Here is a 26835-nt window from a genome sequence, read left to right on the forward strand (position 1 = left end):
TACTCATCAGGCGATATTTTGTATGAAAATTATTTGTCGCGTTCAACGACATAGTTAGCCAGATCCCGCAACGGGCTCAGTGCCGCCGCTTTACCTAGCTTCTCTTCCAGTTCGTTCAGTGCCGCAAGCGCATCATCACGCAGCTCACAGGCCTTGGTTTGCGCCTGTTCGAGCCCAAGCAGCGCCGGATAGGTGCTTTTACCGAGTTGTTGGTCAGCGCCCTGACGTTTACCGGTTGTCGCGCTATCGCCGATTACATCAAGAATATCGTCCTGTACCTGAAAGGCCAGACCGATGGCATTGGCATAGCTATCAAGATACGGTAGCGCCTGACGGCCTCGCTCGCCGCCTGCCAGCGCGCCGAGCCTTACGGCTGCGCGGATCAGCGCGCCGGTTTTGTGGCGATGGATACGTTCGAGCGCCAGGAGATCCACATGATGTCCTTCTGCCTCTAAATCCAGCGCCTGACCACCACACATACCGGCAACGCCGCTGGCTTGCGCAAGTTCAGAAATCATCGCCAGCCTGTCGCGGTCACTGACCGCAGGCATGGGTGCATCAGCCAGAATGGAAAATGCCAGCGTTTGCAGCGCATCGCCCGCCAGCACCGCTTTATCTTCGCCAAAACGGATGTGGCAGGTTGGCTGGCCGCGCCGTAAATCATCGTTATCCATCGCGGGTAAATCATCGTGGATCAATGAATAGGCGTGAATACACTCAACTGCCGCTGCCGGCGCGTCAAGGTTTTCTGGCGCCACATCAAACAGCTGGCCGGTGGTGTAAACCAAAAAGGGCCGCAGCCGCTTTCCCCCCAGCAGGGCTCCATATGACATCGCTTCCACTAAGGCACTGCCCTGAAACGGCAGCAGGGAAATAAAACGATCGAGTGCGGCGTTGATGCGCTGGTGGTGAGCGGTGAGCTGTTGTAAAAAATCTGTCATAACTACTCATTGTCCGGCGTAAAAGGGGCTAAGTCACTCTCAGGGGTATCATTTAGCAGTATTTGCACACGCTGCTCCGCCTGTTGGAGTTTTGCCTGTCCTTGACGTGCCAACTGGACACCTTGTTCAAAGGCATTGAGCGCATCTTCTAACGGCAGTTCACCGGATTCCAGACGCGACACAATCTGTTCAAGTTCGGCGAGCGAGTGTTCAAAGCTGGCAGGTTGTTCAGTTTTTTTCGGCATATGGGTGTTGAAATCCTGTTTATACGCGCTCGGTGACGCGGATGCTAGCGATTATTCTGGTGAAGGGCGCTCGCTGTTTCTCTGCAAGAGCGCAATTATGCGCTTAATTCGCGCAGATTACCGCAATATGGTGATATACTCCGCGCCCTGGATCTATCGCTAAACCATACAACGTGTGCAGGTTTACCGATACGTGATTTTAGCGCCCTGGCAACCACGCGAGTGTGGCGAGTCTGGGCTTTACGCCTTCAGAACCAATTAACGACAGCCGCCATGAAGTTTATCATTAAATTGTTCCCGGAAATCACCATCAAAAGCCAATCTGTGCGGTTGCGCTTTATAAAAATTCTTACCGGTAACATCCGTAACGTTTTAAAACACTATGACGAAACACTGGCGGTTGTCCGTCATTGGGATCATATCGAAGTTCGCGCCAAAGATGAAAATCAGCGCGAGGTTATTCGTGATGCGCTAACGCGTATTCCGGGTATCCATCATATTCTTGAGGTGGAAGACTGCGCCTACACGGATGTTCACCATATTTTTGAACAAGTGTTGGCGACCTATCGCGCACAGCTTGAGGGCAAAACCTTTTGCGTGCGGGTGAAACGTCGCGGTAAGCATGATTTTAGCTCGCAGGACGTTGAGCGCTATGTTGGCGGTGGCTTGAACCAGCACATCGAGAGTGCGCGGGTTAACCTCAGTGCGCCGCAAGTCACGGTACATTTGGAAATTGATCAAGACCGTTTGCTACTGATTAAAGGTCGCTACGAAGGCATTGGTGGTTTCCCCATAGGGACGCAAGAGGATGTGCTGTCGCTGATTTCCGGCGGATTTGATTCCAGCGTTTCCAGTTATATGTTGATGCGTCGCGGTTGCCGCGTGCATTACTGTTTCTTCAATCTCGGCGGCGCGGCCCATGAAATTGGCGTGCGCCAGACGGCGCACTATTTGTGGAATCGCTTTGGCAGTTCACACCGTGTGCGCTTTGTCGCTATTGATTTTGAGCCGGTTGTTGGCGAGATTCTGGAAAAAGTCGATGACGGCCAGATGGGCGTGGTATTGAAGCGTATGATGGTGCGTGCGGCTTCGCGTATTGCCGAGCGCTATGGCGTTGAAGCGCTGGTGACTGGCGAAGCGTTAGGGCAGGTATCAAGCCAGACGCTGACCAATTTACGGCTGATTGATAACGCCTCAGATACGCTGATTCTACGCCCGCTGATTTCTCACGATAAAGAGCACATTATTCGTCTGGCGCGTGAACTTGGTACTGAGGATTTTGCCAAAACGATGCCGGAATACTGCGGGGTAATTTCTAAAAGCCCGACGGTAAAAGCGGTGAAAGCCAAAATCGAGCATGAAGAGAGTTTGTTTGATTTCTCTATCCTCGATAGGGTGGTTGAGCAGGCGCGTAATATTGATATCCGCGAGATTGCCGAACAGACGAAACAGGATGTGGCGCAAGTGGAAACGGTTGGCGAATTTGCGACCAGCGATGTGCTGCTCGATATCCGCTCGCCAGATGAACAGGACGATCGCCCATTGGTGATGGACGGCGTTGAGGTGAAAGCGTTGCCGTTCTACAAACTGAGCACCCAGTTTGGCGACCTTGACCAGAGCAAAACATACCTGCTGTATTGCGAGCGCGGTGTGATGAGCCGTTTGCAGGCGCTTTATCTGCATGAGCAGGGCTTTACTAATGTGAAGATTTATCGCCCATAACCTAAGCCAGCGAATGCATATAAAAAAGCGCCAGTTACGGCGCTTTTTTATGGCACTTTCATCATCAAGCTTAGTGTGCCGCTTGCTCTTGATAGTTGTAAATCCCCGGCGGCAAGACCAACTGTGCTGCGATTTCTGCCGCTTTCTCTTTACCGAGCAGCAGGTCTATCAGTTTGAGTGCAAAATCGATGCTGGTGCCGGGGCCTTGACTGGTGAGCAGCTTAACCCTGGGGTCGAAGACCACGCGCTTATCCTGCCATTTTTCCGCCGCAATGTGCGCTTTGAGAGCCGGATAACCTGTCATGTTGCCGATGGGAAAGAGCTGATGGTACTCCAGCACGATAGCGGGCGAGGCGCAAATAGCGGCAACGATGTGGCCCTCCTGATGGGTTTGACGCAGGCGTTCTATGAGCAGCGGGCTATCTCGAAAGCAGTGTGCGCCAGGTAAACCGCCGGGCAGGACAACGGCGTCAAACGGCTGGTCTACGACTTCGACCAGCGCTGCATCGGCGACCAGTTTCACACCGCGAGAGCAGGTGATAAGCGTATTGCCATCACTTGCTACACTGGCGGTGGTGACATGAACACCAGCCCTGACCAGTAAGTCAATGGTGGTCACAGCTTCGATTTCTTCACTCCCAGGTGCCAGACACACCAGAACCGAGGCGGTCATATTCACTCTCCTTTCGCTTGATATAGTCAAACAGGCGGCTGTTTTCCGGCAACATGAGCCCGTGGGTACGCGCACGACGCAACAGATAACCGGTGATGTAGTCAATTTCGGTATGGCGTTGCGCCAGCACGTCCTGACGCATCGATGAGGTGTTTGCCGCCGTATTTTGGATTATTTGGTTAACATAAAGCAGCAGGTTTTCCGTTGATGTGTGGAAACCTTCGCGTTCCATGACCTGTGCGACTTCCTGACACAGCCGCTGAATTTGCTCGCCGTAGCGCTGCAATTCGCCATTGGTACATTCATAGAGCACCGTCAGCGGATTGATAACACAATTTGCCGCCAGTTTTTGCCAGCAGGTGGCGGTAATGCGATTGTGCCAGGCGACATCCGGCAACGCCTGATGCAGAATTTCAGCCAGTTGGCTCTGGCTCTCCGGTGGGTGGCGCGATGGTGAAAGCGTGCCGATATGTGTCACCCCGGCTGCAACATGCACAACGCCAGCGGCATCCCGGCGCGCAGCATGGGTGGTCACACCTAATAGCAGTGGCTGGTTTAACGCGGGAAGCTCTTCCCAGGTTCCCATGCCGTTGTGCAGAAGGAGCACGGTGCAATCGCAAGTGAGGTGCGGAAGTAGCGATCGTAGAGCATCTGAAACCTGCCATGCTTTAAGCGTGACGAGAAGCAGCTCAGTTTGCGCCAGATGTTGGCTGTTATTGGCTTTCACGGTGAGGCTGCAAGGCTCGCCGTTGAGCGTCGTAACCTGAATCTGGCAATTCGCTTGCGGAATACGCAGCCACGCCTGAACATCATGCCCTTGCTGGTGTAACGCATTGAGCCAAAGCTGGCCGATAGCCCCGCAGCCAAGAACGGTTATTTTCATCCATAATGTCCTTTGTTATGAGCGCTCGTCTCATCTCTCTGACTTATCATAAAGTATTACGCCGCCGTCTGCCCGCAGCGAATGATGCGCACTCAACTGCAACAGGCGTTTTGCTTATTTAAGGCAAGCGGTTATGATGCACGCCATATTGTCAGGAGGAGAAATTATGCCATCGTTCGATATTGTTTCGGAAATCGATATGCAGGAAGTGCGTAACGCAGTAGAGAATGCGAGCCGTGAACTGGGTACACGGTGGGATTTTCGCAATGTGCCAGCAAGCTTTGATTTAAATGAAAAAGCGCAAACCATCAAAGCGACCTGCGAGTCAGATTTTCAGGTTAAGCAATTAATTGAAATTCTTCGTGAAAAACTGGCAAAACGCGGTATTGAGGGCAATTCGCTGGATATTCCCGAAGAGATGGAGCATAGCGGTAAAAACTACAGCATTGAGGCGAAGCTCAAGCAAGGTATTGAGGCCTCGCTGTCCAAGAAAATCGTCAAGCTCATCAAAGATAGTAAGCTGAAAGTTCAGGTTCAGGTTCAGGGTGAGCAGTTACGGGTGACGGGAAAATCTCGTGATGACCTGCAAGGCGTGATGGCGTTGATTCGTGGCGCTAATCTTGGCCAACCTTTCCAGTTTAATAACTTCCGCGATTAACGCTCTTGGTGATGGAGTGACGACTACCGTCATCTATCGTTATGGCCCAATCACTCAGGCGCCGGTGGGTGCCTGAGTGATAACGCGCCAGAATCAACCGTATTGGTTAACCCAATGTTCAAGCTGCTGTCTGTTGGTCTGTTTACGGTCGATTTTGACGTAAGCGCTACGCTCTTCAGGCGCAATCACTACATCGGCGACGCCGGGATAATTTTGTAATTTATCGCCCAGAGAAGGGTCTTGTAGGGCATTGTTCGGCAGTGTAATGCGCAGGCTGCTCAGGTAAGGGGGCTCTTGCATTGTCAGGCTGAGTAGTAACCAGGCAATGGCGAGCAGGCATCCTGCACCGAAGACGGCACTGGCGCCATGCCAATCATAGAGTGCGCCACCGAGGCTACCGCCTATCGCGACACCCAAAAACTGCGTAGTAGAGTAAATCCCCATGGCTGTGCCTTTATAACCGGCGGGAGATTCTTTGCTGATGAGTGAGGGTAATAATGCTTCCATAATATTAAAGCCGAGGAAAAACAGCTGAATACCAATAAAGAGCGGCCATAATCCGTGATTGCCTGCCTGGAGTAAAATGAACTCCGCCACAATCAGGAGTGTTACGCAGCAGATAAACACCTGCTTCATTCGGCGTTTCATCTCGGCATAAATCACGAAAGGAACTACACCGGCAAACGAAACCAGCATTGTGACCAGATACACTTTCCAGTGATGTTGGGCTGCAAGTCCGGCTTGCTCCATTACCCGAGGCAGCGCGACAAAACTCGCCATCAGCAAAATATGCAGGCACATAATGCTCAGGTTGAGTTTGAGTAGTCGGCTATTGGCAAGCACTTTATTCAGACTGCCGCGCACAATAGCCGATTCCCGATTAAGCACATGTGTGGGCGATGAAGGGATGACCAACAGCGTGATGGCGATGGCGACCAGCGCCAGCGCAGCGATGCCCCAGAAGAGCGCTTGTAAACCAAATGCATGGGTAATGACCGGCCCTAATACCATGGCAATGGCGAAGGTGATACCGAAACTGACGCCGATAAAGGCCATCGCTTTAGTCCGGTTCTGCTCGCGAGTCAGATCGGATAACAGCGCCATAACAGCGGCGGAGATTGCTCCCGCGCCTTGTAGTGCTCTTCCCAAAATGATGCCCCAGATATTCTCGCTGAGGGCTGCAATAACACTGCCCAGCACGAATATCAGTAGCCCACCAACGATAAGCGGTTTACGCCCGATGCGATCGGACATCAGGCCAAATGGGATTTGAAATATTGCCTGCATCAGGCCGTAAATACCGATGGCAATACCAATTAACGATTCGCTGGCACCCTGCAAAGCCATGCCGTAGGTTGTCAGTACGGGCAATACCATGAACATGCCCAGCATACGCAGTGAGAAGATCAGGCCAAGTCCCCATGTTGCCCGTCGCTCTATGGGGGTCATTTGATTGTCGTTCATGATTACCTCGGGTGTGTCATTGCGGCTATTTTAGTGTTCGAGTCAAAAGCCGTAAATGACAGCTTTGTTTCTGTATTTGGCAAAGTGGGGCAGGGGAAAGAAAAACAGGCGGGAATCCCCACCTGTTTTAGAGAAGACGGTAATACATCAATCAGTGTAAATAAGTCAGCAGTGTGTCCTGCGCTGGTGCCATGAAATCGACCGACATCATGAAGCTCAGTGAGGTGATGGCCACAATAGAAAAGAGAAACAGTTTTTTGGCCCAGACGCGGTCATCATTCGGGTTTTTATAACCTGAAAGCGCCATGCCCAACCACCACACGCTCACCGCTGCTGCAACGACCAGGTATTTGTAACCAGCGTACCCACCGAGTGATAACATTAACGTCGCAATCATAAATGCCAGGATATACAACGTAATGTGGTGCTTGGCGACGGAGATTCCCTTCACCACCGGTAAGACCGGGATGTTGGCAGCCTGATAATCCTTGAAACGGAAAATCGCAATCGCATACGAATGCGGCATTTGCCACAGGCTGAAAATCAACAGCAGAATGAGTGCGCCGGCATCAAACTGGTTACTGACCGCGCAGTAACCAATAACCGGCGGTGCCGCGCCAGACAGACTGCCAATCAGCGTGCCATAAACAGAATGACGCTTCATATACAGACTGTAGACGCCGACATACACCACAAACCCCATAACGGCCAGCCACATAGCCAACGGGTTCGCTGCCAGATACAGCAACACAAAGCCAGCAATACCCAGCAAAGAGGCGTAAATAAGGGTGTTTCTCACGGGAATCAGCCCTTTTACCAAAACCCGATTTTTGGTGCGCTCCATTTTTTTGTCGATGTCGCGATCGATAACGTTGTTAAAGACGCAACCCGATGCCACAACCAGCGACACGCCAATGAGTGTCGCGACAAACAGTGGATAATGGATAGTGCCTTTGGCTGCCAGCAAGAATCCACCCACAACGGAAATCAGGTTCCCAAAAATAATGCCGGGTTTTGTGACCTGTAGGTATTGCTTAATCATCATGTCAAAGGCTCGGTTACTGAATCATCATGTTGTGGTGCGCATTGAGCATGATCCACAGGGATCCTACCACCACAATGGCGATAATCAGGGCGGTAAACACAATAGCCACCACATTCCAGCGTTCTTCCGACGACGTATTGAGGTGCAGGAAGTACACCAGATGAACCAGAATCTGAACGACGGCGCAGCCCAGAACAGTCAGCAAAATAGCGCTATGGGATGCGGAGCCGTTCATCACCAGTCCAAACGGAATTACCGTCAGAATGATGGACAGGATGAAACCTATCAAATAGGACTTCACGCTACCATGGCTGGCGCCAGCATGATCGTGTGTGGAATGACTCATTACATCGCCCCCATCAGGTAAACAACAGTGAAGACACAAATCCAGACCACATCAAGGAAGTGCCAGAACAGGCTCAGACACATCAGACGCGTTCTGTTGGTTGATGTCAGGCCAAATTTAGATACCTGAATCATCATGACCACAATCCAGATAAGACCTGAGCTCACATGGATACCGTGGGTGCCGACCAGAGCAAAAAAGGACGACAGGAATGCACTGCGATCCGGCCCAAATCCTTCAGCTATCAGGTGATGGAATTCATAGATTTCCATACCGATAAACACCAGACCGAAGAGAAACGTCAGGCCCAGCCAGGCGTTCACCTGCCCTTTGTTATCCTTGTTCATGGCAATCATCGCCATGCCGTAAGTAATACTACTAAACAGCAGGGCGAAGGTTTCCACTAACACGAATTTCAGGTCGAACAGATCCTTACCCGTTGGGCCGCCAGCGGTGCCATTGACCAGAACGGAGTAAGTTGCAAACAGCATCCCGAACAGGATGCAGTCGCTCATCAGGTAAATCCAGAACCCGAAGACTTTATTGGCTCCGGTGTCGTGGTGCCCATGCTCTGCATGGGCTGCATTGTGATTAGTCAGAGTAGTGGACATTATTTCACGCCTGCTTTACTGAGTTTCTCGAAGTTTTGATTTTCGATGTTTTCGACGTCTTTAACCGGTACGTAATAATCTACGTCCTGGTTGAAGCTGTGAATTATCCAGGTCGCAACCATGCCCACAAAACCGATAATGGCCAGCCACCAGATGTACCAAATCATCGCAAAACCAAACACCAGACTGAAAGCAGAGATAATGACGCCCGCACCTGTATTTCTCGGCATATGAATTTCTTCATAGCTAGCAGGTTTACGATAGGCTTCACCTTTCTCTTTCATCTCCCAGAATGCATCACGTTCATGAACATGCGGTACGATAGCAAAGTTGTAAAACGGCGGTGGAGAGGACGTTGACCACTCCAGTGTACGGGCATCCCAAGGATCGCCGGTCAGGTCAAGGTTCTCATGGCGATCGCGGATACTAACCGCAAACTGGATCACCTGGCAGAGAACACCCATGGCAATCAGTGCTGCACCGATAGAAGCGACAACCAGCAACGTATGGAATTCCGGGTTTATCTGCTGGCTAAGACGACGAGTCATGCCCATAAAGCCGAGTGCATACAACGGCATGAACGCAACAAAGAAGCCGATGAGCCAGAACCAGAAAGCGCGTTTACCCCAGGTTTCATTGAGTTTGAAACCAAATGCTTTCGGGAACCAGTAGGTAATACCGGCAAAGCAGCCGAATACAACACCACCGATGATAACGTTGTGGAAGTGGGCAATAAGGAACAAGCTGTTGTGCAATACAAAGTTTGCGCCTGGTACGGCCAGCAGTACACCCGTCATGCCACCGATAGAGAAGGTGATGATGAAACCTGTGGTCCACAGCATGGCGGAGTGCGGCTGAATGCGGCCTTGATACATGGTGAACAGCCAGTTGAAAATTTTAACCCCGGTAGGGATTGAAATGATCATCGTGGCGATGCCGAAAAAGGCGTTAACGTTAGCGCCCGAACCCATCGTAAAGAAGTGGTGCAGCCAAACGATGAAGGACAGAACGGTAATCGCGATAGTTGCCCACACCAGTGACGTGTAACCAAACAGACGCTTTTTACAGAAGGTTGCCACGACTTCGGAGTAAACCCCGAAGATAGGTAACACCAGGATGTACACTTCTGGATGGCCCCAGGCCCAAATCAGGTTGATGTACATCATCATGTTGCCACCCATATCATTGGTAAAGAAATGGGTGCCGAGATAGCGATCCAATGTCAGCAGGGCAATGGTGACTGTCAAAATTGGGAACGCTGCAATAATCAGAACGTTGGTACACAATGCCGTCCAGGTAAACACCGGCATTTTCATCAGTGTCATACCAGGAGCGCGCATTTTCAGAATGGTGGCGAAGAAGTTAACGCCAGTCAGCGTGGTACCGACACCGGAAATCTGGAGACTCCAAATCCAGTAGTCTACACCCACACCAGGACTGTATTCCTTACCTGACAATGGCGGATAGGCGACCCAACCAGTCTGTGCGAACTCACCAAGCCCAAGTGACAGGTTGATAAGAATCACACCGACAACAAACAGCCAGAAACTCAGTGAGTTCAGGAAGGGGAAGGCTACATCCCGCGCGCCAATTTGTAGCGGAACGGCCAGGTTCATCAAGCCGACAACAAAGGGGGTCGCCACGAAGAAAATCATGATGACGCCATGTGCGGTGAAGATCTGGTCATAGTGATGTGGGTTGAGGAAGCCCGCATCACCGGCTGATGCCAGTACCTGCTGTCCACGCATCATCACGGCATCGGCGAAACCACGTATCATCATCACTAATCCGACGATGATATACATGATACCGATTCGTTTATGGTCAACAGAGGTGAACCACTCGCTCCACAGCCATTTCCACTTACCGAAATAGGTAATTGCCGCCAGTAGCGCTAATCCACCTAAAATGATTGTCGCCACCGTAACCATGATAATAGGTTCATGGTAGGGGATCGCATCAAGAGTTAATTTTCCGAACATCGTATTATCCCTCGACTCCTTTTAATGAGAGGAGTGCTCGCTCATGTTCATGCCTTGGTGATTTTTGGAATCATCGGAAGAGTGTTGCATAGGCATACCACTGTGGTTCTGCATGCTACCTTCTTGTTTCGATTCGCCTTCACCATGTGACATGTGCATGTCATTGCCAATGAATTTGATAATGATCTGGCGGAACAGATCCGGTTTTACCTGTGAATAGTATTCGACCGGATGGTATTCGCTGGGTTTAGCCAGTTTTTCAAAGTCATCCATTGTGTTGAGTGTCCTGGAAGACTTACGTGCATTGTCAACCCATTGGTTAAATGCCTGCTGATCTGGTGTAGCGATAGCGGTAAATTTCATGCATGAGAAGCCACGACCGCTATAACCACCTGATATACCTTCATATTTTCCAGCTTCGTTGGCAATCAGATGCAATTGGGTTTGCATACCGGCCATAGCATAGATTTGACCACCGAGACGCGGGATAAAGAACGAGTTCATTACCGAGTCAGAGGTGATTTTGAAGTTCACCGGCGTATTGGCAGGGAATGCCAACTCATTCACTGTAGCGATACCGAGATCGGGGTAAATGAACAGCCATTTCCAGTCCAGCGACACCACTTCGACATTAATGGGTTTGACGCTGGAATCCAAAGGCTTGTAAGGGTCAAGCGAATGGGTCGTTTTCCAGGTGATCGTCCCCAGGATGAGGATAATGATGATGGGCACCGTCCAGACAACGGCTTCGATTTTATTAGAGTGCGACCAGTTTGGCGTGTACTTCGCTTTTTCATTGGAAGCTCTGTACTTCCATGCGAAAGCGATCGTCATAATGATCACCGGGATAACAACGATCAGCATCAAACCTATTGCTGTCAGTATGAGTGAACGCTGTTCTAACCCGATTTGTCCTTTGGGATTCATTAATGCCATATCGCAACCGCTGAGAAGCAACGTGGTTGCAATTAAAGACAACATCCCAAAAATTTTATTGTATTTCCTGAGTCTCATCTAGCGACCTCAATTACAATGGGCTCTATTGTCATTTCACGCGAGCGGGCATTTTACGGGAAGGTTACTGCACTGTAAACATGATTAAAGAGATGTCAGCCAGCCGTTTACAACTTTTGTCTGGCATGTCACATCTGAAATGTGATTTCAAAAATTACTTTTAAAAACAGTGAGTAAACTAACTAATAAAAGTATGTATCGCTTTTCGAAAATTACAAATTTTCTATGCACTATTTTATTTTTAATGTTTCTAAATTGTTTCTTTTTGGTTGTATAAAATAATAAGAATGAAGATATTGGTACGCCAGAATGAAATACACATTCTGTTGTAGCTGTGATTAGAATGAAAACAGTACGGTAAAGTGAATCACGGCTGGTGCCCGTCACGACGTTAGCCGGATTAGGCCAGCGCGTTTAGCAAAGCGCGATGAGTAAAGAGCAACCTGACTATCGTACTGTTTTAGCAGCGGCGTAGCGCGCAGTAATCAAGCAGGCTGCCGAGTAAGATGGCGGAGATTGCCAACAGCGCGCCGAGACCCATCAGTACATCTTCAGGCATGGCTGAGGGGATAAAGCCGGAAGCTCGAAGAGCCCAACTCAACAGGCCAATAATAAACACCGCACTGCCGATAAAGAAAAGGCGTGAAGCCAACAGGTAAAGCCGAGGGAAGCTATTGCGTTGTAGAAAGCCTTGCGCTGATACAGGCATTTCCAATGTCCGCTGGCATAATTTCAGCAACAGCAGGCCAGGAATGGCAATCGCAATCGAGAACAGGTAAAACCACGACCAGTTATAGCGTTCGACAAACCAACCAGCTATCGGGCCCACGTACACTCTGCCAATAGCTGACAGCGCTGAAAGCAAAGCAAATTGTGTTGCGGAGAATGACTTATTACATAGCGTCATGAGCAGCGCGACGAAGGCGGCCGTTCCCATACCTGCGCAAAGGTTTTCCAGAAAAACGACGCTTGCCATAGAAAGCAGGTTTTTTTCCGAGATGGCAAGAAACCAGTAGCCAGCGTTGGAGACGGCTTGTAACAGTCCGAAAATCATCAGTGCGCGAAATAGCGTCCAGCGTTGCATGAGCATGCCGCCGTAGAGCGCGCCGGCGATGGTCGCTAACAAGCCAAGTGTTTTGTTAACCAGCCCGACGTCACCTGCCTGAAAGCCGACGCCACGGATTAAAAAAGGCGTGCTGAGACTGGCAGCAAATGCGTCTCCCAGCTTATAGAGCACAATCAGTAATAGGATGAGCCAGGCATTGTTGCGCTGAAAGAAGTCCTGCAGTGGTGCCATCACCGCTTCTTCCAGAGAGCGGGGCGAAGGCGCGTCAATGGTGGGTTCCGGCGAGGAGAACGTGGCGAGTGTACATAGCAGCATGAAGAGTGCCATGAGCCAGTATGTCGCATGCCAGCCAAGGAATCGATCGGCAATCCAGAGCGCTAACCCGCCGGAGGCGAGCATCGCCAGACGGTAGCCAAGCACAGAAACAGCGGCTCCGCTTCCTCGCTCTTGAGGTGGCAGTAAGTCCGTTTTGTAGGCGTCAAAAACGATATCTTGTGATGCAGAACAAAATGCAATCAGAACGGCAAGTATCGCCAGCCACCACAGATGGCGAGAGGGGTCGAGCGTTCCTGTCACGGCAATAGTTACGACTAAAAGTAACTGTGTTATCAGCAGCCAACCGCGTCGTCTTCCCATAAACGGTGGCGTGTACCTGTCCATGAAAGGCGACCAGATAAACTTGAAAACGTATGCCTGACCCACCAGTGAAAAGAAACCGATGGTTTTTAAATCCACATTTTCTACGGTCATCCATGCTTGCAGCGTGCCAGAGGTCAGGGCCAGCGGTAGGCCTGATGAAAACCCCAATATCAGTAAGATGAGATTATTTGGCGTATGGAAAAACGAGAAAAAGCGGGTAAACATGCGAAATCCTTTTTGCTTGCCCCACTGAGGAGGCAAGCGTGATGGAGCACTCATCCGTTATCGGGAATTCGTCTTAATAAAGGTACTGATGCTGGTGTCCTGAGCCATATCGGTAATCACGTCACTTAATACCTGATTCACCGACTCCGTTATCTTGCTGTTTGTTGCCGTTAGCGCGCCTTGTACGTTATAGCTTGCGCGATAGTTCTTAATCTGTTTATTACCATTCGCCGCCTGAGCAATGATGGATATATCGGCGCGAGTCGTAATATTGTAGCGCAGGTTGCCCTCAGAAACGTCTGCAAACAACGTATTCACGACGACCTGTAATGCCACCGGGCCGCCGGTTCCTATCATATAACCGCGTGCGGACATCTGTTTTTCCAGCACCTCTTGCAGCAGGAAGCGCAAATCACGAGATGGTGTCAGCGTCACTAATTGGCCATCGCGATTGACGCGCGCCAGAGACTGGTCAGCACGTTGGTCAGCGCCATTAATGCTAATGGTGACGCCTCGCAGCGTTGGGTCTTGAGACGGAAGCGCGATTTTGGGCGTGACATCAAGCGTTGTACTTTTGCCGGCGCATCCTGCCAGCAAGAGTGCGGCAAACAACGGGAAAATAAGTTTTTTTAACATGTTTGTCTTCTCGTTACGAAACGGTGGTTGCTAATAAACACAGTTCGCTATCATATCATCGTCTTGAGTTAGGGAAAGAGTAGAAAATGGTCAAAACCCGATGCAGTGATGAGCATTGTGTTGTGCATGATGGTTGTGCATGCTGATTCCCGCTGTGCAGTCGCGCTGAGTTTAGGACGATGTGGGTTGAAGGATGATAAAAGCGCTCTTGTCGTGATAAATAGGACAAGGTGCGCGAAGAGAGATGTCTCTCTCGATTAAGGCATGTTCTGCATGCTGCCGAGGTAATGGACATGATGCATCATGTCTGACAAATAAATTCAAAACATGTGAACCCTGTATGATTCAAGAAACGATAGAGTCAAAATTACGTGCGGAGTTTGCTCCACAACATCTTGACGTGATTAATGAAAGTCATCGCCATAATGTTCCAGCGGGATCGGAAAGTCATTTCAAAGTCGTTCTGGTTAGCGAGCGTTTTTGTGGCGAGCGGGTGATTGGCCGTCATCGTGCGGTTTACCAAACCTTAGCGAATGAGCTTGAAGGGGGAGTCCACGCGCTGGCTTTACACACGTATACACCGACAGAATGGCAAGATTTGCAAAGGGTTGCCCCTGCTTCGCCACCCTGCGGTGGCGCTGGGCTGGATCGTTAACAACATAGCGACTGTGGGGGATAACCGCAGCGGTTGAGCCCCGCATTGAAAATACAGCGGCAACATTCGCTGAAAAGTGTGAAAGCTCTCTGCAATCGCTTGGTTACTCTCCTCGACTCGCCCAGCCTATGCCGCTATAATGTTGCGTCTTATTTTCCGGAATGTATTCGGGACGCTTCTGACTATAGGGAACTGGTCCGGTAAAGTGGCCGTCCTGGTTCTGTGAGACTGTGATCAGCGAGGTCGCCCCAGGGCGCTTTATGAAAACGGGCTCTGAGGTTGACCGAGCACTGTGATTTTTTGAGGTAACAAGATGCAAGTTTCAGTTGAAACCACTCAAGGCCTTGGGCGCCGCGTAACCATCACCGTCGCTGCCGACAGCATTGAGAATGCGGTTAAAAGCGAACTGGTCAATGTGGCTAAAAAAGTTCGTATCGACGGTTTCCGTAAAGGTAAAGTGCCGGCGAAAATTGTTGAACAGCGCTACGGCGCATCCGTCCGTCAGGACGTTCTGGGTGATTTGATGCAGCGTCACTTTGTTGAAGCCATCATTAAAGAGAAAATCAATCCGGCAGGCGCACCGAACTATGTTCCGGGCGAGTACACCGTCGGTGGCGATTTTACATACTCAGTAGAATTTGAAGTGTATCCAGAAGTTGAATTGAAAGGTCTGGACACTATTGAAGTTGAAAAACCGCTGGTTGAAGTTTCTGATACCGACGTTGACGGTATGCTGGACACCCTGCGTAAGCAGCAGGCGACTTGGAAAGACACCGATCGCGCCGCGAGTGCGGAAGACCGCGTGACTATCGATTTCACCGGCTCTGTTGGTGGTGAAGTTTTCGAGGGCGGTAAAGCCTCTGATTTCGTGCTGGCAATGGGCCAGGGCCGTATGATTCCTGGTTTTGAAGACGGTATCGTTGGTCATAAAGCCGGTGAAGAATTCACGATCGAGGTGAAATTCCCTGATGACTACCATGCCGAAAACCTGAAAGGTCAGGATGCGAAATTCGCCATCGTGCTGAAAAAAGTTGAAGAGCGTGAGCTGCCAGAGTTGACGCCTGAGTTCATCCAGCGTTTTGGCGTGGACGATGGTTCTCTGGAAGGTCTGCGCGCTGAGGTGCGTAAAAACATGGAACGTGAGCTGAAAGGCGCGATTCGTAACCGCGTGAAATCACAGGTTATTGATGGCCTGGTTAAAGCTAACGAAATCGACGTGCCTGCCGCGCTTATCGACGGTGAGATTGATGTTCTGCGCCGTCAGGCGGCTCAACGTTTTGGCGGCAATGAAAAACAGGCTGCTGGAACTGCCGCGTGAACTGTTTGAAGAACAAGCGAAACGTCGCGTTGTTGTTGGCCTGCTGTTGGGTGAAGTGATTGAGTCTAATCAACTGAAAGCCGATGAAGATCGCGTTAATACGTTGATTGACGAAATTGCTTCTGCATACGAAGATCCAACAGAAGTCGTTGAGTATTACAAGAAAAACAAAGAAATGCTGAACAACATGCGTAATGTTGCTCTGGAAGAGCAGGCGATTGAAACGCTGCTGTCTTCTGCAAAAGTGGTTGAGAAAAACGTGAGCTTTAACGAGCTGATGAACCAGACCGCAACGGCATAATCGCGCTTTTGCGATTAACCGAATGTTCTACTAAAGCCCGCCGCTTGTGCTGCGGGCTTTTTTTCTGCTTTTTTCATTGAACGCAAATGAGGATTGGCCACTAATTCCTGCCAGAACTGCACTATGATTATTCATAACTCAGATTATCCATAACCCAGATTATCAATAACTCATTGTGTGTGGATAACACACTGGTTGTGAATAATGGCGCATGGTGTACGCATCGCGATGCCATGATGAGGCGGTGTTCGGGGTGGCATTAGTGCTTTAATCGTTATCAATCGCTGGTGTAAGCTTGAAAGTCGATGTAAACGGCCCCAATTGATGGTCAGGTGGTCAAATTGCATCGTCAGGGAAATCCGCCTGATACCGTGGCGACAGGGAGTTAACTACGCACCTGAGCATGGTCATCACTTTTTATCTCAAGTAGAATCAGGCGGTATGCGCCAAATGCATTTTATCTAGGAGACGTTAATGTCATACAGTGGCGAACAAGAAAAACTGGCCCCTCACATGGCTTTGGTGCCGATGGTGGTTGAACAGACTTCGCGTGGGGAGCGTTCTTACGATATTTATTCCCGACTCCTGAAGGAGCGCGTGATTTTCCTGACCGGTCAGGTTGAAGATCACATGGCGAACCTGATTGTGGCGCAAATGCTGTTTCTGGAAGCTGAAAACCCTGAAAAAGACATCTACTTATATATTAACTCACCGGGTGGCGTGATTACGGCCGGGATGTCGATTTATGACACCATGCAATTTATCAAGCCTGACGTCAGCACGATTTGTATGGGGCAGGCTGCGTCAATGGGTGCATTCCTGCTGACTGCCGGTACCAAAGGCAAGCGTTTTTGTCTGCCGAACTCACGAGTCATGATCCACCAGCCGCTGGGCGGATTCCAGGGGCAGGCGACGGATATTGAAATTCATGCAAAAGAGATTCTGAAGGTGAAAGCTCGCATGAATGATTTAATGGCCAAACATACCGGTCAGCCTCTTGATGTAATAGAGAGAGACACCGAGCGCGATCGTTTTCTCTCTGCCGCTGAGGCAGTAGACTACGGATTGGTAGATTCTGTACTCACCCATCGTGAATAATGCCATTGAGACATGATAGCCAGATGGCCTTGCACCCATTATGGATGGGTGCAAGTCAGGCTGTGCAATGTCGGCGTTCGCTGTGGCGCGATTGCTATGTGGTTGGCCTGCGGGCAAGAGACTAAAGAAGAGGTTTGACTCATGACAGATAAGCGCAAAGACGGTTCAGGGAAGCTGCTGTACTGTTCTTTCTGCGGCAAAAGCCAGCACGAGGTTCGTAAGCTGATTGCCGGGCCGTCAGTGTATATCTGCGATGAATGTGTTGATTTGTGTAACGACATTATTCGCGAAGAAATCAAAGAAGTTGCGCCACACCGTGAGCGCAGCGCGTTGCCGACGCCGCACGAAATCCGCCGTCATCTGGATGATTATGTTATCGGTCAGGAGCAGGCGAAAAAGGTATTGGCGGTTGCGGTATACAACCACTATAAGCGTCTGCGCAATAGCGACAGCAATCATGGTGTTGAACTGGGCAAGAGCAATATTTTGCTGATTGGCCCGACCGGTAGCGGTAAAACACTGCTGGCTGAAACGCTGGCGCGTTTGCTCGATGTGCCGTTTACCATGGCGGATGCGACCACATTAACCGAAGCGGGCTATGTCGGTGAGGATGTGGAGAACATCATCCAGAAATTGCTGCAAAAGTGCGATTACGATGTGCAGAAAGCGCAGCGTGGCATCGTCTATATTGATGAAATTGATAAAATTTCCCGTAAGTCAGATAACCCGTCGATTACCCGCGATGTTTCTGGTGAAGGGGTTCAGCAGGCGTTACTCAAACTGATTGAGGGAACGATTGCGGCGGTTCCGCCACAGGGTGGGCGTAAACATCCGCAACAGGAGTTTTTGCAGGTAGATACCTCCAAAATCCTGTTTATTTGCGGTGGCGCGTTTGCCGGTCTGGACAAGGTGATTGAGCAGCGTACCGATACAGGCCGTGGCATCGGTTTCAATGCAACCGTGAAAGGTATCTCACAGAAAGCGACCGAAGGCGAACTATTAGGCCAGGTTGAACCGGGCGATTTAATCAAGTTTGGTTTGATTCCTGAGTTTATTGGCCGTCTGCCGGTGGTTGCGACGCTTAAAGAGCTGGATAAAGACGCATTAATTCAGATTTTGCGTGAGCCGAAAAACGCATTGACCAAACAGTATCAGGCGTTGTTTAAGCTTGAAGGCGTTGATCTGGAGTTTCGCGATGAAGCGCTGACGGCGATTGCCAGTAAGGCGATGGCGCGGAAAACCGGTGCGCGTGGTCTGCGTTCGATTGTGGAAGCCGCCTTGCTTGATACGATGTACGATCTGCCATCGCTGGAAAACGTTGATAAAGTGGTGATTGATGAGTCGGTGATTTCCGGCCAGACAGAACCGCTGTTGATTTACGGTAAGCCCGAGGCCCAGCAGGCTTCTGGTGAATAATTAGCCTGAAAAACAACAATAAGCGATAAAATGGGGGAATTTAATCCCCCATTTTTTTTTACGCACGTTCAATCGTTGAATGTGGGATATTTATCCCCATATACTCGATTACCCACAGGCGAAACCCGTGATGTCCGCGTTTCATGAGTTTCCCTTAACCTGGCGGAAACGAAACTAAGAGAGAGCTCTATGAACCCTGAGCGTTCCGAACGCATAGAAATCCCCGTATTGCCGTTGCGCGATGTGGTGGTTTATCCGCACATGGTCATCCCGTTATTTGTTGGTCGGGAGAAATCGATTCGGTGCCTGGAAGCCGCAATGGATCACGATAAAAAGATCATGCTGGTGGCACAGAAAGAGGCCTCAACGGATGAGCCTGGCATTAATGATCTTTTCTCGGTAGGGACAGTCGCCTCTATCCTTCAAATGCTGAAACTACCCGATGGCACGGTAAAAGTGCTGGTGGAAGGGTTACAGCGCGCACGCATTACCACGCTCTCTGATAGTGGTGAACATTTTGCCGCACAGGCGGAATACCTGGAGTCGCCAGCCATTGAAGAGCGCGAACAAGAAGTCTTGATGCGCACGGCGATTAATCAGTTTGAAGGTTACATCAAACTGAATAAAAAGATTCCTCCTGAAGTATTAACTTCGCTTAATAGCATTGACGATGCGGCACGCCTTGCCGATACCATCGCTGCGCACATGCCGCTTAAATTAGCGGATAAACAGTCCGTGCTGGAAATGTCTGATGTAACCGAGCGCCTGGAATATCTGATGGCGATGATGGAATCGGAAATCGACCTGTTACAGGTGGAAAAACGTATCCGCAGTCGCGTCAAAAAACAGATGGAAAAAAGCCAGCGTGAGTACTATCTGAATGAGCAAATGAAAGCGATTCAGAAAGAGCTGGGTGAAATGGATGACGCGCCGGATGAGCAGGAAGCGCTCAAGCGTAAGATTGATGCTGCCAATATGCCCAAAGAGGCGCGTGAGAAGGCTGAAGCTGAATTACAGAAGTTGCGCATGATGTCGCCGATGTCAGCGGAAGCGACCGTGGTGCGTAGCTATATTGACTGGATGGTTCAGGTTCCATGGCATACGCGCAGTAAAGTGAAGAAAGATCTGGTTAAAGCGCAAGAAATGCTAGACAGCGACCATTATGGGCTGGATCGCGTTAAAGAGCGTATTCTTGAGTATCTGGCGGTACAAAGCCGGGTCAGCAAGATCAGAGGGCCGATTTTATGTCTGGTTGGGCCGCCGGGGGTAGGTAAAACCTCACTGGGTCAGTCGATTGCTAAAGCGACGGGGCGTCAGTATGTGCGCATGGCACTGGGTGGCGTACGTGATGAGGCTGAAATTCGCGGTCATCGGCGTACGTATATCGGTTCTATGCCAGGCAAACTGATTCAGAAAATGGCGAAAGTAGGGGTAAAAAACCCGCTCTTCCTGCTCGATGAAATCGATAAAATGTCGTCTGACATGCGAGGCGATCCCGCTTCTGCTCTGTTAGAGGTGCTTGATCCTGAGCAGAACGTGGCGTTTAACGATCATTATCTGGAAGTGGATTACGATCTGTCGGATGTGATGTTTGTTGCAACCTCGAACTCAATGAACATCCCGGCCCCCTTGCTTGACCGTATGGAGGTTATTCGTCTTTCCGGTTATACCGAAGATGAAAAACTGAATATTGCGCGTCAGCATTTGTTGCCGAAACAGATTGAGCGCAACGCGCTGAAAAAAGGTGAGTTGTCAGTAGAAGATAGCGCTATTGTCGGCATTATCCGCTACTACACCCGTGAGGCCGGCGTGCGGAGTCTGGAGCGCGAAATCTCTAAGCTGTGCCGTAAGGCGGTGAAATCGCTGATGATGGATAAGTCACTGAAACATATCCAGATAACCAGCAATAACCTGAAAGAGTTTCTGGGTGTTCAGCGTTATGACTATGGTCGTGCTGATGAAGAGAATCGTGTTGGTCAGGTAACGGGCCTTGCCTGGACGGAAGTCGGCGGCGATTTGCTGACGATTGAAACCGCCAGCGTACCGGGTAAAGGGAAGCTGACTTACACCGGCTCGCTCGGCGAAGTGATGCAAGAGTCAATTCAGGCGGCGTTGACGGTTGTACGCGCCAGAGCAGAGAAATTGGGTATCAATTCTGATTTTTATGAAAAACGCGATATCCATGTGCATGTACCGGAAGGCGCAACGCCGAAAGATGGCCCGAGCGCCGGTATTGCGATGTGTACTGCGCTGGTATCTTGCCTGACGGGGAATCCGGTACGGGCAGATGTGGCGATGACCGGTGAAATTACCCTGCGTGGCCTGGTGCTGCCGATTGGTGGGTTAAAAGAGAAACTGCTGGCAGCGCATCGCGGTGGTATCAAGACAGTTCTTATCCCTGACGAAAATAAACGCGATCTGGAAGAGATTCCGCAAAACGTGATTGCTGATTTGGATATCCATCCGGTGAAACGCATTGAAGAAGTCCTGACCATTGCGTTACAGAATTCACCCTATGGCATGGATGTCGTGAAGGCTGTCGCGAAGAAATAGTGAGCTGTCGCAAAAAGCACTGAGAAAATAAAGGCTGGTAAGTTAAATGATGCTTGCCAGCCTTTTTTCGTGCCGCTAAGTTAGAGCACTGTTGTTGAGCCTGATGCTGGCCGGTGCGCTGGTTTGCTGAATAATGGCGACATAAATTAGAGCAATGTGTTGTGCCGTAATCGTGGCGCAATAATGGTATTTCAGAGGGGATGATAGAGTGAACAAGTCACAATTGGTCGACAAGATTGCCGCAGATGCTGATATTTCCAAAGCGGCGGCAGGGCGTGTGTTGGATGCAATTATTGGGTCTGTTACCGAATCTCTGAAGAGTGGGGATGATGTGGCGTTGGTCGGGTTTGGAACTTTTTCTGTGCGTGAACGTGCCGCTCGTTCTGGCCGCAATCCGCAAACGGGGAAAGAAATCAGCATTCCGGCTGCCAAAGTGCCGGGTTTCCGCGCGGGTAAAGCCCTGAAGGACGCTGTGAATTAATCATTGATTAACAAGATTTGGGCTGTGGCCGTTTTCGCCCAAACACTACCTGACTCAGCGTGATGGGTAAGGTAAGATATAAGGCGCATCATGGTATGATGTGCCTTTTTTTACAGGTAATTGCGTTTTGCTGGTAATCAAGATTACCGTTCAGGCAAATACTTAAGTGCGCCTAGCCGAGTGCGGCTATAGCAGTAGCAGGGATGCATGGCTACGGCCTGCGCAGGGGAAGTGTTATCCATTCTACAGCGGAGTGTTGTCACATTATGATGGACAATTTACGCGCGGCCGCTAACAACGTCGTGCTGAAAATTATTCTTGCCTTGATAGTTGGTTCGTTTGTATTGACCGGAGTGGGAGATTATCTGATCCGTGGTTCAGGCGACTATGCAGCCAAAGTGAACGGACAGGAAATTACCCGTGCCCAACTAGAGCAAGGGGTGCAGAATGAACGCGCTCGCCAGCAAGAAATGCTGGGAGATAATTTCTCCGCGTTGGCATCCAATGAAGGTTATATGCAGCAATTGCGCAGGCAAGTGCTGTCCCAACTGGTTGATGAAACGCTGATTGTACAGTATGCCCACAATCTGGGGCTGAATATCAGTGATGAACAGGTTAAACAGGCCATCTTCTCCGTGCCTGAATTTCAAACCAACAACCGTTTTGATAACCAAAAGTATCTCTCACAAATCCGTCAGCTGGGTCTGACACCGGATGCTTATGCGCAGTTCCTGCGTAAACAACTGCTGACTCAGCAATTGATCCGGGGATTAGGCAATACGGATTTTGTTCTCCAGCAAGAGTTGAATAATCTGGTGGCGATGGCAGCGCAAGATCGCACCATTCGCACGGCCACTCTGGCGCTCGCCGATCGTGCTAAGACGCTGACGGTTTCTGATGATGAAGTGAAAGCGTTTTATGATCAGAACAAAAACCGCTATCAAACGCCTGAGCAGTTCAAAGTGAGCTATATCATGTTGGACGCGGCTTCTATCATGGATAAAACCCGTGTAGATGATACCGATATCGCCACCTATTATGAGCAACATAAAAGTGAATTCACTCAGCCTGAGCGTAAAAAATACAGCGTCATTCAGTTGAAAACGCAAGATGAAGCGAAAGCTGCATTGGATCAACTGAAGCAAGGCGCTGATTTTGCCGCGCTGGCAAAGGAAAAATCGACGGATATCGTTTCTCGTCGTAATGGCGGCGATTTGGGCTGGATGGATGATGGCTCCACCGTTGATGAAATTAAACAGGCGGCGTTGCAGCAGAAAGGGCAGTTGTCTGACGTGATTAAGTCATCCGTTGGGTTTTTGATTATCCGTCTGGATGACATTCAGGCTCAAAGAGTGAAATCTTTGAACGAAGTGCGTGCTGATTTGGCCGAGAAAGTAAAACGTGAAAAAGCCCTCGATGCTTTTTATGCGTTGCAACAGAAGATTAGCGAGGCGGCCAGCAATGATAACGAGTCGCTGGCTTCTGCTGAGAAAGTGGCGAATGTGCAGGCGCAACAAACCGACTGGTTCAACCGTGAAAATGTGCCTGCTGCACTGAATTTCCAGCCCGTTACTCAGGCAATTTTCGGTGGCTCATTGGTCAGTGAAAATGGTGCCCCGGGCAGTAACTCTGATGTCATTAGCGTTGAAGGCGACAGGGCCTTTGTGGTGCGCGTCAGCGAACACAAATTGCAGGCAACTCAGCCGTTAGATCAAGTGCGCGATCAGGTGGTTCAAGCGTTGAAACGCCAGAAAGCAGAACAACAGGCTACTGTTGAAGCGGAGAAAATTCTGGCCGACCTCAAACAGGGTAAGCAGGATAGCCTGAAAGCTGCCGGGTTGAGCTTTAGTACGGCGAAAGCGCTTTCTTCTGTTGCGCAGAATGATGTGTTGGGGCAAACCGTTTTCTCGATGCCACAGCCGAAGAAGGATCAGCCTGCGTATGCCGTTGCGCGCGATGTTGATGGCAATGTGGTGCTGGTTGCGCTCGATGAAATTAAACCGCACACCTTATCTGATGAGCAGAAAAAACAGTTTGGCAGCCAAATAGAGCAGACTTCAATGGGTACACTGTTTGATACGCTGTTGGGCAGCCTGCGTACTCAGGCGAAGGTTAAGTACGGTAGTGCAGCGCAAGACGCGCAATAAGCTTCACAAAATTCTGCAAGTTACTGCAATCCTCTAAGGCCGCTTTCGCGGCCTTTTCCACATTTATTGTTTGCCGTTTGTCGTCTCAGCTCGGTTCGGGCATTGTGGCCATGCTGTCACATACAAGGAGGATACAGCATGAAACCATCGGGAATTAAGGCGTTATGTTTGATGGTCGGGATGAGTCTGGCGAGTATTTCTGGCGGCTTGCACGCAGCGCCAGAAACCAGCCCTTCAGCCCAATCAGTACCGTCGATGACAAAGCCTGTGCCTGGCGTAGCCCAAGTCGGGCAAGCTGAAAAGCCAGCTGAGGATACTGAGGAGGTGAGTATCAACAGCGCGACGGCAGAACAACTGGCCGCAGCGCTCAATGGTGTGGGGCTAAAAAAAGCGCAGGCAATCGTGTCTTATCGTGAGCAGAATGGGCCCTTTACCCAAATAGACCAATTGCAAGAGGTTCCCGGTATTGGCCGTGCGTTGATTGAGCGCAACCAGGCTCGTTTGCGTTTATAAGCGTTAATTATTGCGTAGTATGCGCCGGAGTCATGTCGATAAGATAACGTCATCACTCCGGCCATATTTGCTGTCACGCGTATCGCGTTTACCCGTGGTGGCGTCGGGGGAGCAAAAGGGCATGCGAAGAGCGCCCGATAAACCCGATAATTCACCGCTTATTCTGCTGATATCTTCTGCTATTTAAGGCCGGTCTTCTGCTTGAGAGATGCCATCACCAACGTCGGTGACTGCTGATATTCGGCCAGCCCTTTCGCCCGTAAGTGGCATGCGGCGCATTCACCGCATCCTGTACCTTTAATACCGTTGTAACAGGTTAACGTATGGTGTTTCACCGTCTCCAATTGCTGATAATAATCGGCCAGGGCCCAGGTTTCTGCTTTGTTGAGCCACATCAAGGGCGTGACAAAGCGAACATTCCTGGCAAGACCGAGCACAATCGCCTGATTCAGGGCTTTGACAAACTCATCCCGGCAGTCGGGATAACCGGAAAAATCTGTTTCACAGACACCGGTGATGACGGTCTCAGCGCCGACTTGATAGGCATAAATTGCGGCGAGCGTCAGGAACAGAATATTGCGACCCGGAACAAAGGTACTTGGCAACCCTGTTGCGTCGGCATCAAATTCAGGAACGGGGATATTGTCACGCGTGAGGCTACTGACAGCCAACTCGTTCAGCAAGCCGACGTCCAAAATCTTATGCGCTGCCGCGCCCAGTGTTCGTGCCAGTTCTGCGGCGACATCAATTTCGGCGCGATGACGCTGACCATAATCAAAAGTCACGCAATGTACTTCATCATACTGCTGCAATGCCTGAATCAGGCAGGTTGTGGAGTCCTGACCTCCGCTAAAAACGACAACTGCGCTTGTCATGCTTGTTTATCCTTATACATGAGAACCGCCAGACGCACTGCATCGATGTAGGCGGGGATGACGTTTATGGTAACTGAAATCCCCTTATTGTTCAGCGCAAGCGTCGTGACGTGTTGCGTTAGCGTATGCCTGCTGCGTTCAATTGCTGGAGATAAGGCTGGATATCGCCAATATGGGAACTTACCCACTCTTTGTTGTAATACGTATCAAGATAACGCTCGCCGCTATCGCATAGCAGCGTGACAATCGCCCCTTTTCGGCCCTGCGCCACCATTTTTTCGGCCAGTTGCAACATGCCCCAGACATTGGTGCCGGTGGACGGCCCGACTTTTCTGCCTAGTACCTGCTCCAGCCAATAGATCGTTGCGATACTGGCGGTGTCAGGCACTTTTATCATGTCATCAATCACCGTTGGGATAAACGATGGTTCGGCTCGTGGGCGACCGATTCCCTCAATGCGGCTGCCGCATTGACCGGTTAGCGTGCTAATTCGCTGGCGGTAGCAGTCATAAAATACCGAATGTTCTGGATCGACAACGATTAACTGGGTATTCAGGCCCTTGTAGCGGATGTAGCGGCCAAGCGTGGCGGATGTGCCGCCGGTTCCCGCACTCATTACCAGATAGTCAGGGACTGGGTAGGGCTCTCGTTCCATCTGCCTGTAGATACTGTCTGCGATATTATTATTACCTCGCCAGTCGGTTGCCCGTTCGGCGTAGGTGAATTGATCCATATAGTGACCATTGAGCTCTTTCGCTAGTTCTTCTGATTTGGCATAAATCTCGCTGGATTGTTCGACAAAATGGCAATGGCCGCCATAGAAAGCGATTTGCTCGATTTTTCTACGTGCGGTACACGATGGCATAACGGCAATAAAGGGGAGCCCCAGCAGACGTGCGAAATAAGCTTCAGAGACCGCCGTGCTGCCCGATGAAGCTTCAATCACTGATGTGTCTTCATTAATCCAGCCATTGCTTAATCCATACAGAAACAGTGAGCGAGCCAGACGGTGTTTGAGACTACCGCTCGGGTGGGTGCTTTCATCTTTGAGATAAAAATAGATGCCGGGGTAGTGTGGTAGCGTCAGGCGAATCAGGTGAGTGTCTGCTGAACGTTGGAAATCGGCTTCTATCGCGCTAACGGCGTTGCGTACCCAAAGACTGGTCATGATGTTGTCCTGATGAATGGCAGATGGTCGTTTCTGATGCGTCTTGGTTATGCAGGGCGAGAGTCAGTGGATGTTCTGCAACAAGACACTACTAGCCTATCGATTTTAGAGGAAAAAAAAGTTGCTTTTTCATCTCTGTATTGGGCTAATGGGGGAAATA

General features: G+C 50.2%; 23 protein-coding genes and 1 pseudogene. 10 read left to right on the forward strand and 14 right to left on the reverse strand.

Annotation, left to right across the window (positions count from 1 at the left end; translation table 11 throughout):
• Positions 1-29: 29 nt before the first annotated feature.
• Both ispA and xseB read right to left on the reverse strand, forming a co-directional pair.
• Positions 30-941, reverse strand: a complete 912-nt coding sequence (ispA, locus tag O1Q98_RS17090) for a (2E,6E)-farnesyl diphosphate synthase (protein WP_125258681.1) — start codon at positions 939-941, stop codon at positions 30-32.
• A 2-nt stretch (positions 942-943) separates the two neighbouring features.
• Positions 944-1186, reverse strand: a complete 243-nt coding sequence (gene xseB, locus O1Q98_RS17095) for an exodeoxyribonuclease VII small subunit (RefSeq protein WP_125258682.1) — start codon at positions 1184-1186, stop codon at positions 944-946.
• 273 nt (positions 1187-1459) lie between these two features.
• Between xseB and thiI the strand changes: the two genes are divergently transcribed.
• Positions 1460-2908, forward strand: coding sequence for a tRNA uracil 4-sulfurtransferase ThiI (gene thiI, locus O1Q98_RS17100; RefSeq protein WP_125258683.1), 1449 nt, complete (start codon positions 1460-1462; stop codon positions 2906-2908).
• 70 nt (positions 2909-2978) lie between these two features.
• On the opposite strand, the gene yajL is transcribed toward thiI, so the two are convergent.
• Together yajL and panE are read right to left on the reverse strand one after the other, a co-directional pair.
• Positions 2979-3581 (reverse strand): protein deglycase YajL, encoded by a 603-nt coding sequence (gene yajL, locus O1Q98_RS17105; protein ID WP_125258684.1) that lies wholly within the window; start codon positions 3579-3581, stop codon positions 2979-2981.
• Positions 3541-4464, reverse strand: coding sequence for a 2-dehydropantoate 2-reductase (panE, locus tag O1Q98_RS17110; protein WP_125258685.1), 924 nt, complete (start codon positions 4462-4464; stop codon positions 3541-3543). The genes yajL and panE overlap by 41 nt, the downstream gene beginning before the upstream one ends.
• A gap of 166 nt (positions 4465-4630) precedes the next feature.
• Between panE and O1Q98_RS17115 the strand changes: the two genes are divergently transcribed.
• On the forward strand, positions 4631-5122 hold the full coding sequence (locus tag O1Q98_RS17115) for a YajQ family cyclic di-GMP-binding protein (protein WP_125258686.1): 492 nt from the start codon (positions 4631-4633) through the stop codon (positions 5120-5122).
• Between the two features lie 93 nt (positions 5123-5215).
• Here the strand turns inward: O1Q98_RS17115 and O1Q98_RS17120 are convergent, their stop codons facing one another.
• The 8 genes from O1Q98_RS17120 to O1Q98_RS17155 form a co-directional block, all read right to left on the reverse strand.
• Positions 5216-6586, reverse strand: a complete 1371-nt coding sequence (locus tag O1Q98_RS17120; protein WP_125258687.1) for an MFS transporter — start codon at positions 6584-6586, stop codon at positions 5216-5218.
• Positions 6587-6737: 151 nt separating this feature from the next.
• The gene (gene cyoE / locus O1Q98_RS17125) at positions 6738-7628 is read right to left on the reverse strand and encodes a heme o synthase (RefSeq protein WP_125258908.1); all 891 of its coding nucleotides are present in this window, start codon (positions 7626-7628) and stop codon (positions 6738-6740) included.
• A 16-nt stretch (positions 7629-7644) separates the two neighbouring features.
• Complete coding sequence (locus O1Q98_RS17130) at positions 7645-7977, reverse strand: cytochrome o ubiquinol oxidase subunit IV (RefSeq protein ID WP_035340513.1); 333 nt, start codon at positions 7975-7977, stop codon at positions 7645-7647.
• Positions 7977-8588 (reverse strand): cytochrome o ubiquinol oxidase subunit III, encoded by a 612-nt coding sequence (locus O1Q98_RS17135; RefSeq protein WP_125258688.1) that lies wholly within the window; start codon positions 8586-8588, stop codon positions 7977-7979. The genes O1Q98_RS17130 and O1Q98_RS17135 overlap by 1 nt, the downstream gene beginning before the upstream one ends.
• Positions 8588-10570 (reverse strand): cytochrome o ubiquinol oxidase subunit I, encoded by a 1983-nt coding sequence (cyoB, locus tag O1Q98_RS17140; RefSeq protein WP_125258689.1) that lies wholly within the window; start codon positions 10568-10570, stop codon positions 8588-8590. Before cyoB ends, O1Q98_RS17135 begins: the two co-directional genes overlap by 1 nt.
• A gap of 21 nt (positions 10571-10591) precedes the next feature.
• On the reverse strand, positions 10592-11584 hold the full coding sequence (gene cyoA / locus O1Q98_RS17145; protein WP_125258690.1) for a cytochrome o ubiquinol oxidase subunit II: 993 nt from the start codon (positions 11582-11584) through the stop codon (positions 10592-10594).
• A 460-nt stretch (positions 11585-12044) separates the two neighbouring features.
• Complete coding sequence (gene ampG, locus O1Q98_RS17150) at positions 12045-13514, reverse strand: muropeptide MFS transporter AmpG (protein ID WP_125258691.1); 1470 nt, start codon at positions 13512-13514, stop codon at positions 12045-12047.
• 57 nt (positions 13515-13571) lie between these two features.
• Complete coding sequence (locus tag O1Q98_RS17155; protein ID WP_125258692.1) at positions 13572-14150, reverse strand: lipoprotein; 579 nt, start codon at positions 14148-14150, stop codon at positions 13572-13574.
• A 340-nt stretch (positions 14151-14490) separates the two neighbouring features.
• On the opposite strand from O1Q98_RS17155, the gene bolA reads away from it, so the two are divergent.
• The 8 genes and pseudogenes from bolA (at position 14491) to O1Q98_RS17195 (ending at position 24632) form a co-directional block, all read left to right on the forward strand.
• The gene (bolA, locus tag O1Q98_RS17160) at positions 14491-14805 is read left to right on the forward strand and encodes a transcriptional regulator BolA (protein WP_125258693.1); all 315 of its coding nucleotides are present in this window, start codon (positions 14491-14493) and stop codon (positions 14803-14805) included.
• Positions 14806-15118: 313 nt separating this feature from the next.
• Positions 15119-16295 (forward strand): annotated as a pseudogene (gene tig, locus O1Q98_RS17165) (trigger factor); the annotation flags it as partial.
• Between the two features lie 603 nt (positions 16296-16898).
• Positions 16899-17522, forward strand: coding sequence for an ATP-dependent Clp endopeptidase proteolytic subunit ClpP (gene clpP / locus O1Q98_RS17170; RefSeq protein WP_125258695.1), 624 nt, complete (start codon positions 16899-16901; stop codon positions 17520-17522).
• Between the two features lie 141 nt (positions 17523-17663).
• Positions 17664-18938 (forward strand): ATP-dependent protease ATP-binding subunit ClpX, encoded by a 1275-nt coding sequence (gene clpX / locus O1Q98_RS17175; protein ID WP_125258696.1) that lies wholly within the window; start codon positions 17664-17666, stop codon positions 18936-18938.
• A gap of 189 nt (positions 18939-19127) precedes the next feature.
• On the forward strand, positions 19128-21491 hold the full coding sequence (lon, locus tag O1Q98_RS17180; RefSeq protein ID WP_125258697.1) for an endopeptidase La: 2364 nt from the start codon (positions 19128-19130) through the stop codon (positions 21489-21491).
• A 208-nt stretch (positions 21492-21699) separates the two neighbouring features.
• Positions 21700-21972 carry a nucleoid-associated protein HU-beta gene (gene hupB / locus O1Q98_RS17185; protein ID WP_125258698.1) on the forward strand — a complete coding sequence of 91 codons (273 nt, stop codon included), beginning with the start codon at positions 21700-21702 and terminating at the stop codon, positions 21970-21972.
• 266 nt (positions 21973-22238) lie between these two features.
• Positions 22239-24119, forward strand: a complete 1881-nt coding sequence (gene ppiD / locus O1Q98_RS17190; protein ID WP_125258699.1) for a peptidylprolyl isomerase — start codon at positions 22239-22241, stop codon at positions 24117-24119.
• 138 nt (positions 24120-24257) lie between these two features.
• On the forward strand, positions 24258-24632 hold the full coding sequence (locus O1Q98_RS17195; RefSeq protein WP_205744240.1) for a ComEA family DNA-binding protein: 375 nt from the start codon (positions 24258-24260) through the stop codon (positions 24630-24632).
• Between the two features lie 179 nt (positions 24633-24811).
• Here O1Q98_RS17195 and queC read toward each other — a convergent pair whose 3' ends face one another.
• Together queC and O1Q98_RS17205 are read right to left on the reverse strand one after the other, a co-directional pair.
• Complete coding sequence (gene queC / locus O1Q98_RS17200) at positions 24812-25507, reverse strand: 7-cyano-7-deazaguanine synthase QueC (RefSeq protein WP_125258700.1); 696 nt, start codon at positions 25505-25507, stop codon at positions 24812-24814.
• Between the two features lie 118 nt (positions 25508-25625).
• Complete coding sequence (locus O1Q98_RS17205; protein ID WP_125258701.1) at positions 25626-26675, reverse strand: PLP-dependent cysteine synthase family protein; 1050 nt, start codon at positions 26673-26675, stop codon at positions 25626-25628.
• Between the last annotated feature and the right edge of the window lie 160 nt (positions 26676-26835).

Source organism: Dickeya lacustris, assembly GCF_029635795.1.
In the GTDB taxonomy this organism is placed as follows: domain Bacteria; phylum Pseudomonadota; class Gammaproteobacteria; order Enterobacterales; family Enterobacteriaceae; genus Dickeya; species Dickeya lacustris.

Bases quoted from the DNA above. Each gene is read 5' to 3' on its own strand.
- cyoB (WP_125258689.1), bottom strand. From the start codon at position 10,570: ATGTTCGGAAAATTAACTCTTGATGCGATCCCCTACCATGAACCTATT.
- O1Q98_RS17135 (WP_125258688.1), bottom strand. From the start codon at position 8,588: ATGTCCACTACTCTGACTAATCACAATGCAGCCCATGCAGAGCATGGG.
- yajL (WP_125258684.1), bottom strand. From the start codon at position 3,581: ATGACCGCCTCGGTTCTGGTGTGTCTGGCACCTGGGAGTGAAGAAATC.
- panE (WP_125258685.1), bottom strand. From the start codon at position 4,464: ATGAAAATAACCGTTCTTGGCTGCGGGGCTATCGGCCAGCTTTGGCTC.
- O1Q98_RS17155 (WP_125258692.1), bottom strand. From the start codon at position 14,150: ATGTTAAAAAAACTTATTTTCCCGTTGTTTGCCGCACTCTTGCTGGCA.
- ampG (WP_125258691.1), bottom strand. From the start codon at position 13,514: ATGTTTACCCGCTTTTTCTCGTTTTTCCATACGCCAAATAATCTCATC.
- cyoE (WP_125258908.1), bottom strand. From the start codon at position 7,628: ATGATTAAGCAATACCTACAGGTCACAAAACCCGGCATTATTTTTGGG.
- clpX (WP_125258696.1), top strand. From the start codon at position 17,664: ATGACAGATAAGCGCAAAGACGGTTCAGGGAAGCTGCTGTACTGTTCT.
- clpP (WP_125258695.1), top strand. From the start codon at position 16,899: ATGTCATACAGTGGCGAACAAGAAAAACTGGCCCCTCACATGGCTTTG.
- xseB (WP_125258682.1), bottom strand. From the start codon at position 1,186: ATGCCGAAAAAAACTGAACAACCTGCCAGCTTTGAACACTCGCTCGCC.
- O1Q98_RS17205 (WP_125258701.1), bottom strand. From the start codon at position 26,675: ATGACCAGTCTTTGGGTACGCAACGCCGTTAGCGCGATAGAAGCCGAT.
- queC (WP_125258700.1), bottom strand. From the start codon at position 25,507: ATGACAAGCGCAGTTGTCGTTTTTAGCGGAGGTCAGGACTCCACAACC.
- O1Q98_RS17115 (WP_125258686.1), top strand. From the start codon at position 4,631: ATGCCATCGTTCGATATTGTTTCGGAAATCGATATGCAGGAAGTGCGT.
- O1Q98_RS17130 (WP_035340513.1), bottom strand. From the start codon at position 7,977: ATGAGTCATTCCACACACGATCATGCTGGCGCCAGCCATGGTAGCGTG.
- ispA (WP_125258681.1), bottom strand. From the start codon at position 941: ATGACAGATTTTTTACAACAGCTCACCGCTCACCACCAGCGCATCAAC.
- thiI (WP_125258683.1), top strand. From the start codon at position 1,460: ATGAAGTTTATCATTAAATTGTTCCCGGAAATCACCATCAAAAGCCAA.
- cyoA (WP_125258690.1), bottom strand. From the start codon at position 11,584: ATGAGACTCAGGAAATACAATAAAATTTTTGGGATGTTGTCTTTAATT.
- bolA (WP_125258693.1), top strand. From the start codon at position 14,491: ATGATTCAAGAAACGATAGAGTCAAAATTACGTGCGGAGTTTGCTCCA.
- O1Q98_RS17120 (WP_125258687.1), bottom strand. From the start codon at position 6,586: ATGAACGACAATCAAATGACCCCCATAGAGCGACGGGCAACATGGGGA.
- ppiD (WP_125258699.1), top strand. From the start codon at position 22,239: ATGATGGACAATTTACGCGCGGCCGCTAACAACGTCGTGCTGAAAATT.
- lon (WP_125258697.1), top strand. From the start codon at position 19,128: ATGAACCCTGAGCGTTCCGAACGCATAGAAATCCCCGTATTGCCGTTG.
- O1Q98_RS17195 (WP_205744240.1), top strand. From the start codon at position 24,258: ATGAAACCATCGGGAATTAAGGCGTTATGTTTGATGGTCGGGATGAGT.